The sequence below is a fragment of the Pseudoalteromonas sp. ABE4_541 genome (genome assembly GCF_056312285.1).
This window is the reverse complement of record NZ_JBSVEM010000006.1, coordinates 180,832-195,908: the sequence shown is the minus strand read 5'-3', so window position 1 is coordinate 195,908 and position 15,077 is coordinate 180,832. Positions and strand designations below refer to the sequence as shown.

Below are 15,077 nucleotides of genomic sequence, written 5' to 3'. Positions count from 1 at the left end.
CCATATGGCGATAAAAAAGGTTGTTGTACTGCATGGTTTATACATGTCAGGGTTTGTTATGCAGCCATTGTGCAACAAGTTACGCAATGATGGATTTGAGATCCTAAATTTAAGTTACAGCAGCCTAACGCCAGACAAAAATGCCATTTTTACTGCAATAGATGAGTTTATTGCCAATACACCGACCGCGCTCGTGTGCCATTCCATGGGTGGACTGGTTGCCAGAGCCTATTTAGAGCATCACTCACAACAAAGCGAATGGGTTGGAAAAGTGATCACGCTGGGTACACCACACAAGGGCAGTGCCATTGCCCAACACATGCATGACAAGGGCTTTCACATGCTACTGAAATATAGCATTGAGTTTTTGCTCAGCGACAATCAAGACTGGCCTTTTAAAGCCAAGCTATACAGTATCGCGGGAGACCTACCTATTGGCCTGATGCCACTATTGAAAAAAGGCAGCAGTTCAGATGGCACAGTGCTGTTAGAAGAAACCAAACTTAAAGGTATGGCTGAACACAAGGTATTCCACCTAAGCCATACCAGTATGATTTACTCTCGCCAAGTGATGAATTACATCCATCAACTGCTGTGCCAACCCGATGAGAGTAACACCAATCAATGATCGCCTCGTGCCGCAATTTTATAAGCTACTAAAGCAATTAACCCAGTGATCAAAGGCACAGGGGCGGCAATATAGCCAAACGCATCCGAGTTGGCAAAACTTGCGCCAGCCAAATGACCAACTAGACCAACCACAAATGCCACCAGAGCAATGACAACAACGACTATCTCTGTTTTATGTTGTGAAGCGCTTTTACCTTGCATAATCATTCTCCTAACTGATTTGATTTGTTCTGTCATGATTATGCGCCTTCATGCTGAATGATTTTTGACCTAAATCAAAATCTGAACCTGCATTTTTAAACCGCAATCACCTACTTGCGCTGGATCAACAAGCAGTTAAAAGCGCGTTAATTTTCGAAATTTTGGCAAGCTTTATTCCAAGCGACATCTTGCATGCACAAATTTAGGCCCAGCTTCAGAACATAACTACAATTTCAATCGGTTTTTTAGATTGATTGCATAGCTTTTACTCGATTGGATTTTTACTCGCCATGTTCCATACTGGTCACATCAAAACAAGGAGACACTTATGACTACCACTAACTCAATTGGTTTAGACAATCAAAAAAGCCAAGCACTTGTTACAGCTTTAAATACCCTGCTAAGCAGCTATCAGATCCAATATATGAATGCCCGTGGTTTTCATTGGAATATCAAAGGCCGTAACTTTTTTGAATTACACCTAAAATTTGAAGAGATCTACACACTTTTACTCGAAAAAGTGGACGAAATTGCTGAACGAATTTTGACGATTGAAGGTCAACCACTACATGCTTTCTCCGACTATCTGCAAAATAGTCAGATTGCTGAAGCGAAAAATATCAGTGACGGTACACAAGCACTAGATAATATTTTAGCTGGATATAAAACACTGATCACCATGCAGCGCAACATTCTAGAACAAGCTGGCGATGCGCAAGATGAAGGCACCGCCGCGTTAATGAGTGACTATATCAAAGAGCAAGAAAAACTAGTGTGGATGCTCAAAGCTTATCTCAACTAAGCGAAGTAAATTAGGTTGATGGTGCGGGTACGTTGCAATTAGTTTATCCATATCGTCAAAAAAACTGATTTCAGTTGTGGTATCTTGCCACAACTGAGTCAGTATATATCTAGCCAACGCATTCGCACCAATATAACTGACATGCTGAACGCCTCGCTGTGTGACCCCTGCAAAATACTGCTTAATTTCTTCCATACTATCGGCCGTACTCATCTCAAACTCGCTTAAGTCAACGACAGCATGAGACAAGCTATTGGGTGCAAGTTGTGCCGCCTTTGTCATCAACTCGTGCTGAAACGCGATCGTGCCTTCTTTATTAAACGCCCCTTTGAGACCCATATAAGCATAAGGAGGACAAAACAGTATTCGCCAAAGACCATGTGCAATGAACATACAAACTACCTTGCTTACAATTGCTAACCTACTTATTTATCAAAGCGATGAAAAAAGCCATTTCAAGGGCTTTGTCATGCAAGCTTTTAAAACGCCCTGATGCGCCACCATGCCCAGCTTCCATATCGGTTTTGAACAACAATAAATTGTTATCTGTTTTTAGCTCGCGCAGCTTAGCTACCCACTTCATAGGTTCCCAATATTGAACCTGAGAGTCGTGTAATCCAGTGGTGACAAGAATATTCGGGTAATCTTGAGCACTCAGATTATCATACGGAGAATAACTTAAAATAGTTTTATAAGCTTGTTCTTCATTCGGGTTACCCCACTCATCATACTCGTTGGTGGTCAGTGGAATAGACTCATCTAGCATGGTGGTCAGTACATCTAGAAATGGCACATGACACCCTATGCCTAAATACAACTCAGGAGCCTGATTAACAATCGCTCCCATGAGCAATCCACCAGCACTGCCGCCAGAGGCAAACACTTTACTTTTATCTGCATAACCCTGCTCAACCAAGGCTTTGGTCACATCAATGAAATCGCTAAACGTATTTTGTTTATGCGCTTTTTTACCTTGCTCATACCAGTGACGACCCAGCATTTCTGAACCACGAATATGCGCAATGGCATACACAACGCCTCGATCAAGAAGCGATAACGTCGTACTGGTAAAGCTGGGATCGATAGTGATGCCATATGCACCATAGCCATATTGGAATAACGGGTTTGTACCATCTTTTCGGAAGGTATCTTTTCGATACACCAAAGAAACGGGCACCTGTACGCCATCTCGAGCAGTCACAAATATTCGCTCTGAAGCATACCGACTTGCGTCAAAATCCCCCAATACTTGCTGTTGTTTGCGCTGTATTTTACGACCTGTTGATAAGCAGCAATCGTACACTGTGCTTGGGGTAGTCAGGCTGGAATAGTAGATACGCACAGTGCTCGCACCGGGTTCTGGATTGTAACCAATACCCGCATAGAAACAGGCATCATTAAAACTCAAATGATAACTTTCACCTTGATAATTATGCACTACGAACCGGATCTGGCCCATCTCTCGCTCGGTGATCACAAAGTGCGAATCAAATAACTCCATACCTTCAATCAAAACTTGCTCTCGGTGGGCTATCATTTCCTGCCATTGCGCTATGTCAGAAATTGTTTGTTCGCTCGCTTTTAATAAGCGAAAGTTCTTTGCTTGATGGTTCGACAGAATGTAGTAATGGCCTGCAAGTTTATCGATGCCAAATTCATGGCCCTCAGTACGTGCAAATAAACGTTTGAATTCGCCGAACGGCGCGTTGGCGTCCAGAACCAATACATCACTGGTTTGGGTCGCTGCTAGATGAACAAAGATTTCACTATCATCTCGGCTTTTACCAAGTTCCATATAGAACTGACGATCTTGTTCTTCATAAACCAATACATCATCGCTTTGTGGTGTACCCAGAATATGCCTAAACACTTGAAAGCCGAGCAGGGTTTGCGCATCTTTTTTTACGTAAAAGACGGTCTTATTATCATTTCCCCAAACCAGCTGGCCCTCTGTGTTCTCAAGTACATCTCCTAGATAAGCGTCATTCGTTAGATCTTTAAAGCGAATCGTATAAATACGGCGGCCATCAATATCTTCGCTGTAGGCCAACAATTCGTCATTAGGACTCACCGTCATCTCACCTACATCGTAATACTCATAACCTTTGGCTAATTCATTAATATCAAGCAATAAAGCTTTATCACTGAGCGCCTCATCAGTCGCTCGATAATGACTGGCATATTCATCATCACCTTGTACATCACTCACATACCAGTAGGCACCATCTTTGACAGGCACAGAGCTATCATCTTTAACGATGCGGCCTTTCATCTCTTCAAACAGCCCCTCTTGCAACGACTTATGCTGTGACATGTGGTGTTCTAAATACGCATTCTCTTTTTGCAAATGGGCAAGGATTTCAGGGTCTTGTCGATGGTCATCACGCATCCAGTAGTAATTATCAACTCGTGTATGTCCATGATGTGTCATTGAATGTGGGATTTTTTTGGCAATGGGTGCCGATGCTTTATCTACCACAATAGATGTTCCTATTTTTATTTTTTATTCAGTCTAACATAGCCGCCGCCGCATGGCAGCGTGAAGTACCTGCAAAAATAAAAAGGCCAATCTCACGACTGGCCTTTTTTATCATTGCTTTGGGCTATGAAGCCGAGGAATCGGCTATGCTATTACGCTTACTAAAACGTGCAGGGATAAAACGCCCCATTCCTCTAAATACACCGCGTACATCAGTCATAATAATGTATAAACACGGTACCAATACTAAGGTGATCAAGGTCGCAAACACCACAGAGAAACCAAGAGATACGGCCATAGGTATAACAAACATAGCCTGTAGGCTGGTTTCAAACATAATAGGTAGTACACCCACAAAGGTCGTTATTGATGTTAGCGTAATAGCCCTAAAGCGCGCGCAACCTGCATTGATAACCGCTTCTTTTAAGCCTACACCTTCTTTTCTCGATTGGTTTACAAAGTCAGTCATCACCAAGGAATCATTAATAACAACCCCGGCCGCTGCGATAACGCCATAGCTCGACATCATGCTCAAATCTAGACCAAAGAATAAGTGTCCCCAGATTGCCCCAACTAAACTAAATGGGATAACCGACATCACTATCAATGGCTGTGCATAACTCTTCAATGGAATGGCTAGCAAGATATAAACTATCATCATACCCGCAACAAAAAACGCCAGTTGCTCGTTAGCTTGCTCTTGTTGCTCTTCCACAGAACCACCCAGTTTGGTTTTCACTGACGGGAAGGTTTTAAGTAACTCAGGCAAAATAACGTCATCGATGCGCTTTGTGACCTCGTTTGGCTCAACCACTTCTTCATCAATGTTACCGTAGACATAAACTGTACGATAACCTTCCTCACGACGTATGTAGCTAATCCCTGGTTTTTCAACCAAATCAACCACATCCCCCAACATGACTTCTTTGCCTTGTGGTGTTGTGATGACCGTATGTTTGAGCGAGGAGAAAGCTTCACGAGTCAATTTGGGGTAACGCACCATCACTTTGACTTCTTCACCATCACGGATCACACGCTGCGCTTCACCACCGTAAAAGCTCGCACCAACTTGAGAGCCGATATTTTGCAGATTCAAGCCTAGGTCATACGCCACTGGCTTTAATATGATTTGGATCTCTTTGCTTGCGGGATCAATACTCGAGCTAATGTCAAATAAACCCTTTTCATCTTGCAGCATGCGGATCAACTGACGCCCAGCCGCATTCAAGGTTTCAATATCTGACCCATATAATCGATAACCAAAGTCTCCATTATTACCAAGGTTAATCACTTCTTCTTCGATTAGAATAGATTTCACACCTGCAATTTCAGGCATTTGTTCACGCCAGCGACGTGTTAACTCAAAAGTATTGAAAGGGCGCAGCTCTTCATCAACCAACGGCGCGAGCACTCGACCTTCGGTGCGACCTTGGTTCATCACCATCACGTCACGCACCATTTTTTGGCCATACTCCTGCTCAACTTGTTTATCAACGTCAAGGATCACCTTCTCGAGCTTTTGAATCGCAGCAATCGTCTGTTCATCAGACGCGTTGTCATTCATTGTTAGGTTAATCGCAGGGAAGTCATGAGGAATTTTTGGCACAAATACCGTGCGAACAGCGCCACTATTAATTAACGCCATACTCATTACAAACATGCCAATAAACGCAAACAACACGGTCCAGCGCCACTGTACACACCAAGTAATAAAGCGTTTATAAGGCCCGTTAACAAAGCCAAAGAAGCGTTTATTAAATTTAACGCGCCAGCTATTTTCAGCCATCGGCTCAAACTTTGTGTGGGCGATATGCGCAGGTAAAATTAACTTAGATTCAATTAAGCTGAAAAACAAACACAGTAGTACGACACCTGCAATAGCAATAAAGTTAGAGCTATCTGGGCCACTGGAGAACATCAATGGTGCAAACACCGCCATGGTTGTCAGTACCCCGAACGTCGCAGGCGTTGCCACTCGTTTGGCGCCGCGTATGACGTTTTCAACACTCGGACCTTTAGTCTCTATTTCTGTATAAGCACTCTCACCTATGACAATAGCATCATCTACCACAATCCCCAGTACCATAATAAAGGCAAATAATGAGGCGATATTGATGGTGACACCAATCAACGGCATAGCCATGATCGCCCCAAGGAAACAAATAGGTAGGCCCACCATAACCCAAAGAGCAAGCTTAAAGCGTAAAAAGATAGATAGCATAATGGCAACTAATATTGCACCTTGAAGCAAGTTGCTTTTCATCATATCTAAGCGGCCATTGAGGTAGTACGTCATATCAACAAGTGGATCGATATGCACACCGGCAGGCAGTTGTTGATTTTTCTGCTCAATAAACGCTAAAACGGTTTTAGCAATGGGGATCATATCCTGATCTTTGGTTGCCTTTACCGTCATATATACGCCATTTTCGCCGTTCAACTTGAAATAACGCTCACCTTCAGTAAATGCATCTTTTACAACAGCGACATCTTTCAAATATAACTTCGCGCCATTGGCCCCTACTTTAACCGGAATTTGGCGGAACTCTTCACCAGTATATGATTGATTTTCAACTCGAACAGAAATCACCCCCGAACCTGTACGAAGTTGGCCTGCAGAAAGGTTAGTCGAATAACTGCGTACAGCTTGTGCTACATCATTGATGGTTAAATTATATTGACGCAGCATATCGGGATCGATTTCAATAGCAATTTCATCGGATGGCACAAAAACTTCGACCAAAGATACATTGCTTAATTGTAATAATTCATCTTCTAGCGCTTTGGCAATGGGTTTTAAATCGGACAGTGGCAGGTTACCCGACACTGTCATACCAATCACATCTTGCTGAAACTCTCTTTGGCTCACCGTGAGCGGCTCCATGGCAGCGGGGAAAGTCGCAATGCCATCAACCCTTAGCTTCACCTTGTCCATCACATCGGCAAGCTCTACATCTGGATCTATTTTAAGCGTCGCGCTACCACCGTTGCGAAATGCACGAAACACCCCTTCTTCGATCTCGGTGATCCCCTTCAAAGACTCTTCTATTTTTACTAAGATGCTTTCTTCTATTTCTTGGGGAGATGCGCCGGGGTAACTTGCCTCAACGTTAATGTAGTTAAGTTCAACATTAGGAAACATTTGCCTTTGTACCGTCAAATACGAAGCCGTCCCCACAATAATGATAAACCACATTAATAAATTAGCAGCCACTGGGTTATTGGCAAAATAGGCGATAAGTCCCGTTTGCTTTGCGTGTTGTTGTGTACTCATAACTCAAGCCTGCCTTTAAAGTGTCTGCGCGGCGTCGCCAGCACTTGAAGAGTCAGCACCGGCAACTTTCACTGACATCCCCTCTTGCGGGTATTCCGGTACTGTTGTGACCAACTTTTCGTTGTCATTCAGGCCAATGCTCACAAAGAAATATTCACTTTCTTCACGGATAACCTGCACTTTCCTAGGTTCAAGCGTGTTGTCATCTTTTAAGATCCAAACCGTTTGATTATTAACAAGCTCCTGAGGTAGGCGATAAATTCGATTCAACGTCTTACCTGTAAAGTCTACTTGCACAAACGAACCAAACTTAACCGCAGGCTGTTTGTTTTTCAATCCATACGGGTCATCAATTCGTACCACCAAGTTCACCATACGCGTTTGGGTATCAACGACGCCTAAATCTCTATCAATCACCGCAGTGCGTGTAAAACCATTTAAGCCACTTTGTTTGATCGTTGCAGCAGTACCTGCCAAACGCTCAGGTAAGAAGGCGCTATCAAACCCGGCAATGGGAATGATCACCTCAGCTACTTCGATATTGTTTAGTTTGGCCACTGGCGCACCCACGCTAACAAATTGGCCTAAACCAACATCTCGAGATACAACAAGCGCGTCATAAGGCGCAACCACATTACAATTATCTAAATCGCGTTGTGCACGCTTTAATCCTGCTTGTGCAGATTTAACAGCAGCCTTTGCACTCATTAACTGTGGTTTGCGTAAAAATAAGTCGGTGTGTTTTTTGCTTGGAAAGCGTCTTGCTTCATCGGCCGCGACCTCTGCTAAAGCTTGCTCTTCAATAAGGGCAGCTTGAGAGCGAGACAGTTCAGCTTCAGCCTGAAGTACCGCAGCTTCATAATTATCTTTTTCAATGCGCATCAGCACATCACCACGCGCTATCACACCACCAGCAACAAAACTCGGATTCCAATAAGTTACTTCCCCCGACACCTGTACTGATAATTGCGTCTGCTCAAACGGTTTTACTTCCCCATAACTATTAATAACCACTTGATGATCAAGCGCAGAAATTGCTTCTACCTCAACCACGGGTCGACTATCAACAGGTTCCTTTGCTTTTGGATCCGCAGCAACGGCATTAATTCCTGCTGCACCTACTGCACCCACAGTGAGTGCCGCGAAGGGTAAGATCCATTTTAAAAGTTTCGTTTGCATGACTTCACCTCGTATAATTTTCCTGCATCTATAGTAACAATTTTACGCGCGAGGAAAACGTGACATTTGTAAGTTTCTGTTATTTGATTACACGCTTTTTTCTAACAGTGTACTCATTTTCTTTACAGACTAAGTAATCACTCAATAACAGGCTCATTAGGCAATCCTGTTATTTTAGCCAACCGCTCATTTTATAGCCAAGTTAAAACTCTATTGTGCGACAGACACCTCTCATAGAAAAGTATGGGTCTTGGCACAAAATGTATTGCAAATAATGGCGAGATTATCTAAATTCAAAAACAAAAAAGGAATGGAAAGCATGCAGAAAAACATCGCTATTATATTGATTATCATGATGTTACTGGGGTGTTCACAAAGGCAAAAAGAAGCAGTCAAACCGTCTATACCCAAAGCCACTCTTTTATTTAATCATACCGCATTTCAAACATTTAACGTCCCAACTGAAGACACCATTTTTGTGCTACCAAAGCAAGAGCAAGAAAAGTTCCTAGCCTATGCGCAACGAGCCAAACAGCAAAACAGACGAGCCGATAGAATTGTCGCCGATTACCTAGAATCAAAAATGGGCAACTTTACCTACGATGGCGCCACACTCAATGCCAGTCAAACCATAGAACAAAACCAAGGCAATTGTATTAGCTTAGCAATATTAACTCAGGCCTATGCCAATTTAATTGGCCTAGAAACCAGTTTTTCAGAAGTTGCTTCTATGCCTGTGTATTCAAAAATCAAAAACACACTACTCATTTCCTCTCATTTCAAAACTAAGCTATATGCACCACAAGAAGAAAAAAACGAGAACTGGTTTGTAATTATCCGACCAGGCACTGTTATCGACTATTTCCCTGCCAATGACATTCTTTTTCTAGGTAAAGCAAGTTATCAAGATCTACTCGCTAAATACTACGCTAATTTAGCCACGGAAGCGTTGCTCAAAAATCAATTCAACCATAGTTACTCATTATTACTTAAGGCATTCGACTATGCCCCTTATGACCCTGAACTCATTAATCTAGCTGCTATTTTACATCGTCGAAAAGGGGACCTTAACACAGCGCAATCAATATTTGAGTATGCAATGAGTAACCAACTTGTGAGTAGTAACCTATTACATAGCTATATTTATCTTGCTCAACAATTGCAGGATGATGCACTGGTAGCACGCTTGGATCAGGAACTTGAATTCAACGCTAAAAACCCGTTTGACTCGCTTCAGTTAGCCGAACGATTCATTGAGAAAAAGCATTACACGAATGCTGAAAACTTACTTCAAGGGATCATTACTTATACACCTTACATCCCTGAACCTTACTTTGTATTAGCAAAACTCTACTATCAAAGGGGCCACATAAGAAAAGCGCAAAGCTACTTGGAAAAAGCATTAGCAAGAGCTGAAGATCAGGAAAAGCAAGGGGTTTACCAAGCAAAGCTCAATACACTCAAGCAATATTCACAGGGTTATAACGAAATGGAAGAACAAAATCAAACTAGAAATTAATTTATTATTAACAATTAATTTACCTTGGCGTTTTTTCGTCCTACCTTATATGTGTCTAACTTTTAGATAAATACAAAATAAACATGTAAGGATAAACAATGAAAAAACGCTATTTCCTGCCATTATTAGGCTTAGCTTCAATGACAGCGCTTGCACAAGCACCTTTAACAGAATCACAAATGATGGGCTTCACCAGTAAAACAAGCGAAGCCATCATCGGTAAAACTGCGACTTTAAACCTGGCGCTTAGCGGTAAAGAAAACACCGTGCTACAAACTATCTCTCACCCCAATGCCAGCTACATCAAACTGCACTTCAAAAATGTTAACCTAAAGGGAGGTGGTAAGCTTGTAGTAAGATCCTTGGATAATAGCGAACGTTACGAATACACCGCAGCCGATATGCGCAAAGCGACCTTAGAAAAGGGTGACAATGGCATTAATCACTTCGCCGCCATGTCGGTGTCTAGTGACTCTGTGATTGTTGAATACACACCAGGTGCAGATCTAAATACAACATTGGGCACGCCTGAAGTTGATTATTATCACTTTGGCATTGAAAACCAACTCAGTGACGATGATATTGGTACAGACTCTACTTGTGGGGCAATGGAACGCCGCGATGTGCAGTGTTGGGCAAACTCTCACCCCGAAGAATTTGAACGTAGCCGCCCAGTCGCACGGCTTGTTATTGGCGGTCGTAGTTTATGTACAGGCTGGCGTGTTGGCGCAGATAACCGCATGTTCACAAACAATCACTGTGTAGAAACCGCTTCAGAGCTCACTTCAACGGAAGTGTGGTTTAACTACCAACATACGACGTGTAACGGCACAACAAAGGAAACCGTTGTAAAAGTAACCGGTAAAGACTTTTTAAAAACGGACTATACCCTAGATTACACGCTATTCACGGTGAACAACTTCGAACAAACAGCCCCATTTGGCTACTTTGGTCTTGATGTAAACGATGCAACGCAAGGACAACGTATTTACATTCCTCAGCATGGTGCGGGTAACCCTAAAGAGCTATCAATTGAATCAGATCAGGACGCAAACGGTCTATGTCAGGTCAATGAAGCAAATGCGAATGGTCGCGGCACAGGTACCGACTTAGGCTACTACTGTGACACCATTGGTGGTTCATCGGGCTCACCGGTTTTGGCCGCAGATACACGAGATGTTATTGCACTACATCACTTAGGTGGCTGTACTAACAAAGGTGCAAAAATCAGCAAAATTTGGCCACAAGTTGCAACACACTTCAACAATGAGGTGCCAGTTGGTGACCAGCCTAATGGTGATCCCGTTCCAGTAGCTAGCTTTACCTACACTTGTGATCTACTCAATTGCCAATTTGATGGCTCAGCATCAAAAGTCACCGGCGGCACAATTGCGCAGCATGAGTGGCAATTTGGTGATGGCAGTAATAATGACTTTGGTAGCATGGTGACTCATGGCTACGCCAATTCGGGTGATTACTCTGTTACACTCACCGTCACTGATGATAAGGGTCAAACAGCCTCTGTAAGCAAAACTGTTTCAGTAACCAATGCAGATGATCCGGCTCAATTACAAAAAGGCGTGGCTAAAAAAGATTTAGCCGGTGAGAAATACTCAGAGCAATTCTTCTATTTTGATGTACCAGCTGGCGCATCAAACATTACTTTTAAAATGGCCGGTGGTACGGGTGATGCAGACTTATATGTTCGTAAAGGCGAAAAGCCAACGACATCAACTTACGATTGCCGCCCATATCGTTGGGGCAATGGCGAAACGTGCACACAAAATGATGGGTCTGGCCGATATCATGTCATGATCCGAGCTTTTGATGCATTTAATGGCGTACAGCTAATCGCCGACTATACTAACTAAGGCATATCGGGGAGTTCGCACGCAGATCAAGGCCCATTGGCTTTGGTCAAATGATAACCTGACGTGCAGTATCATTCTCCATATTTGTTTCATGCGCAAGGCGACAACTCATTGTCGCCTTTTTCAGGGTTTTGAAAAAGCAGCTGAACCCCTGTTTTTACAAGTCATACCAAAACCCCAACCACACTCTATTATCATCGTTTAGAGTGTCACTTTCGACACGGCCCAAACCGATGTCTATGCGTAAATCGCTTATCCCTGCAGGAGAGAATTTGGCCAGCCAACTACTGCCATTAAAACGCTGAGACCATTTTATGCCGTAAGTTTGTGCAAATATCTGACTATCCATCTGATGTTGCATGTAATAAACCCATGGCGCATTCTCTTGCCAACTCAATCCAGCACCAAACCCTTGATACTCCCTCCCCTGTGTTGAAAAGAAAGGTAACTCAGGCGCATAAATAATATGGCTCTCTCGTTCATTGGTTAAAAGGGACGAACTAAAGCCACCTAAACTCAACAAATCAGTATCCCGTTTGCTCTGTTGATAGTTAACATATAGCGGCATATGAAATGCCTTCCCAAAAAGGTGGGCGGAAAAGTCATGGCCTTGCCAGCTCTGTCCATGAGCTTCCCCTGATAGCCACCTTGCCGATATTTTTTGTCCAACCGCAAATGACTGCCTATCATACTGCCAAGACTGCGTTAATCCCATACGCCACCAGTGATTGTCTGCTCTACGGTTATTGTGTGTTTGGCGCGCATACAGGCCACCCACGTTTGCAATCAGTTTCAGCTGCTGCCACTGTGTAACGTGGCTCATTTGGCTAAAAATGCCTGATTCTTGCTGCTGAACATGGGCTGATAATGAAGATTGCTTATGCGTAGTCAGTTCATAATCAAATAGCTGAGTATCCCATTTAAGCTGTTCATTTTGGTAACGAATATTTATAAATCCACCTTTTAAGGCTTCATTTTCAAGATCATAGGCAACACCCGCATGCCAGCTAAGCCGCTCTAAAAAGTCGGACCCCTTTACAGCAAAATCCAATAACGACGTACTCGCTGCATAGTGACTTAAACCCATAGCGAAAGAGGTACTCTGCTGCCAAGGGTTGTATGCCTGTGCAGCACTGTTATTAAGATATATTTGTGCGTCTGGCAACTGCACAGGTGCTGATGATAAACGCTTAGCTTGCGGTGTTACTGCTAGGTCATTCACCAAAGTACCACGCCATGTCGCTGGCAGTTGATACATATCCACTCCTTCTGCACGACTGGATAAGAACAGCAGTTCACCCGAGTGCAAAGGTAAGGGGTAACTGACCATAGCCTGGCCCTCACTCAATCGATACACAGCCTGAGTCGACAATTCATAGCGGTATAAGTCAACATTACCTTGCACGCCTGCCACGAAGTAAAGTTCATTCCCTTGGCGCGACCAACGTGGCTGGCTAAGGTATTGATACCCTTTTGGCATGGGCACCTGTATCAACTCACCACTTTGTAAATCTTTGATGCTTAACTGCCAATGCTGGTTTAAATCTCTTTTTAGGTAAGCAAGCCGCTTATCGTCCGCACTTAAGACCGGAAAATCAAAGGCTAAACCAAGCTTCTTATGCGCCATGTTGTGTTTTTGACCTGTAACTAAATCCAATTTTACCAACTGGGAAAAGCCAAATTCGACTTGTTCAGCATAAACTGTGCGCTTGTCATTTTTTACCGCAAAACGCCGTATGCCTGCGTTATATGTAAGTTGTTCGATATTGCCCGTAGTCAATGACCAACTAAACAACTCACCCCTACGGACATGGTTGTCATGGCTATCAGTAACAGACGCCACAAAATACAATGTCTCGTCATCCACCCATTGTGGGTAGCGAATACCCGCAAAGTTCGTTGGTTCGAGTTCAAAGCGCGTCTTTTTCGCAAATACTTTTGGTGGTATATCGGCGATATCGCTCGGGTCCTCAGCCAATACAGCCTGTTGTTTTTCAATAAAACGTTGCTGAGCCTCATGGTCATCTGCCGTATCATAAACTCTAAGCCAAACACGCTCTTTTTTATCACGCTCAACAATCGCTAGCATACTGCCATCGGGTGACACGGTGGGACTACTCGCAGCAAACGCATAGTCTTGCCATAGTGTGGCTGACAGCGCAGGCTCTTCTTGCTCTTTTGCCATTGCTTGATAAGTAAATTCAGCAATAAAACGTCGATAAAGTGTGCCTGGATGCTCCCCAAATGCGCCTATAAAGGCTTGCTCAAAATCTCGCGTTTGTACTGCGTGCATACGCGTCCAAACTGCATCTAGCGTTTGCTCAGAGTACTGAATCTCCAGCCAAGCTAAAAACCGTCCTCCCAGAAGGTAGGCCATTGATTGAGACATGTACTCTTCATTACCCGAATTGAGCTGGTCGTAAGATAACAATGCCCCTTGTTGAGCAAGCTCTTTTAAAATTGCTTCACTGTGGTTATCGTAAAGGCGACCCCGCCCCGTCATTTTTGATTCCATCAAGGTGGCATAGCCTTCAGCGACCCATCTAGGCATAACAGCCTGTGCAACGTCATACACATCCCATATGTTTCTTAGTAATTGCTTCATGCTATGTCGACTAGGCTGAGACAAATGGACCAAATGGATGTACTCATGCAAGATCAATAACTGTTGCCAACTCCCCATATTGGCGATCACTGTATCCGATTGCGGTGGCGTAGTGAAAAGCGCCATCAGTGGATTCCCTGTACTAGGTAAAGCAAAGCCATTGGCAGCATGGTAGGGGTCAAAGACAACAACATCAGCAACCTTATCTAGGGCTCGCTGCTGCTGTTGCCATACTTTAGCGCGTACAATTTCCAATTCTGTCGCGGCTGAACGAGCCCATTGTTCATGCCCTTGTGAATAATGGACGTTAAAGTGCTCAGTGTGGATTGTATGCCAGTTTGGACTGGCACTAAGTGATAAAACCCACATACAGATAATGAACAAACACCCTTTGATGATTTTAGCGAAATCCATGATTTATCATTTTTATTTATGCATAACACTAGTATGCCAAAGATATGGGTGCTATGTGTGTGAAAGTGTTTGCAATTGTTACATAAAAGCGCGCAGAACAGCT

At 43.4% G+C, this 15,077-nt stretch carries 10 protein-coding genes; 4 read left to right on the top strand and 6 right to left on the bottom strand.

All coding sequences use genetic code 11. From position 1 onward, the window contains the following. Window positions 1-4: 4 nt before the first annotated feature. Window positions 5-628, top strand: a complete 624-nt coding sequence (locus ACW689_RS08190) for a PGAP1-like alpha/beta domain-containing protein (protein WP_476290191.1) — start codon at window positions 5-7, stop codon at window positions 626-628. On the opposite strand, the gene ACW689_RS08185 is transcribed toward ACW689_RS08190, so the two are convergent. Further along, complete coding sequence (locus tag ACW689_RS08185; RefSeq protein WP_476290277.1) at window positions 622-831, bottom strand: hypothetical protein; 210 nt, start codon at window positions 829-831, stop codon at window positions 622-624. The genes ACW689_RS08190 and ACW689_RS08185 overlap by 7 nt on opposite strands. 328 nt (window positions 832-1,159) lie before the next feature. Here ACW689_RS08185 and ACW689_RS08180 point away from each other — a divergent pair, with 328 nt between their 5' ends. After that, on the top strand, window positions 1,160-1,633 hold the full coding sequence (locus tag ACW689_RS08180) for a Dps family protein (RefSeq protein ID WP_476290189.1): 474 nt from the start codon (window positions 1,160-1,162) through the stop codon (window positions 1,631-1,633). Here the strand turns inward: ACW689_RS08180 and ACW689_RS08175 are convergent. The 4 genes from ACW689_RS08175 to ACW689_RS08160 form a co-directional block, all read right to left on the bottom strand. Next, entirely contained in the window at window positions 1,601-2,026 is a 426-nt protein-coding gene (locus tag ACW689_RS08175) for a hypothetical protein (RefSeq protein ID WP_476290187.1), read from the bottom strand. The two genes, ACW689_RS08180 and ACW689_RS08175, sit on opposite strands and share 33 nt — an antisense overlap. 28 nt (window positions 2,027-2,054) lie before the next feature. Further along, window positions 2,055-4,112 carry a S9 family peptidase gene (locus tag ACW689_RS08170; RefSeq protein ID WP_476290185.1) on the bottom strand — a complete coding sequence of 686 codons (2,058 nt, stop codon included), beginning with the start codon at window positions 4,110-4,112 and terminating at the stop codon, window positions 2,055-2,057. Between the two features lie 124 nt (window positions 4,113-4,236). Then, the gene (locus tag ACW689_RS08165; RefSeq protein WP_476290183.1) at window positions 4,237-7,386 is read right to left on the bottom strand and encodes an efflux RND transporter permease subunit; all 3,150 of its coding nucleotides are present in this window, start codon (window positions 7,384-7,386) and stop codon (window positions 4,237-4,239) included. Window positions 7,387-7,401: 15 nt separating this feature from the next. After that, on the bottom strand, window positions 7,402-8,565 hold the full coding sequence (locus ACW689_RS08160; RefSeq protein ID WP_476290181.1) for an efflux RND transporter periplasmic adaptor subunit: 1,164 nt from the start codon (window positions 8,563-8,565) through the stop codon (window positions 7,402-7,404). 319 nt (window positions 8,566-8,884) lie between these two features. Between ACW689_RS08160 and ACW689_RS08155 the strand changes: the two genes are divergently transcribed. Both ACW689_RS08155 and ACW689_RS08150 read left to right on the top strand, forming a co-directional pair. Continuing rightward, entirely contained in the window at window positions 8,885-10,084 is a 1,200-nt protein-coding gene (locus ACW689_RS08155) for a tetratricopeptide repeat protein (protein ID WP_476290179.1), read from the top strand. A gap of 98 nt (window positions 10,085-10,182) precedes the next feature. Then, window positions 10,183-11,955: a PKD domain-containing protein gene (locus tag ACW689_RS08150; RefSeq protein WP_476290177.1), complete on the top strand. Its 1,773-nt coding sequence runs from the start codon at window positions 10,183-10,185 to the stop codon at window positions 11,953-11,955. A 157-nt stretch (window positions 11,956-12,112) separates the two neighbouring features. Here ACW689_RS08150 and ACW689_RS08145 read toward each other — a convergent pair whose 3' ends face one another. Then, on the bottom strand, window positions 12,113-14,974 hold the full coding sequence (locus tag ACW689_RS08145) for a TolB family protein (protein WP_476290175.1): 2,862 nt from the start codon (window positions 14,972-14,974) through the stop codon (window positions 12,113-12,115). Window positions 14,975-15,077: the final 103 nt, after the last annotated feature.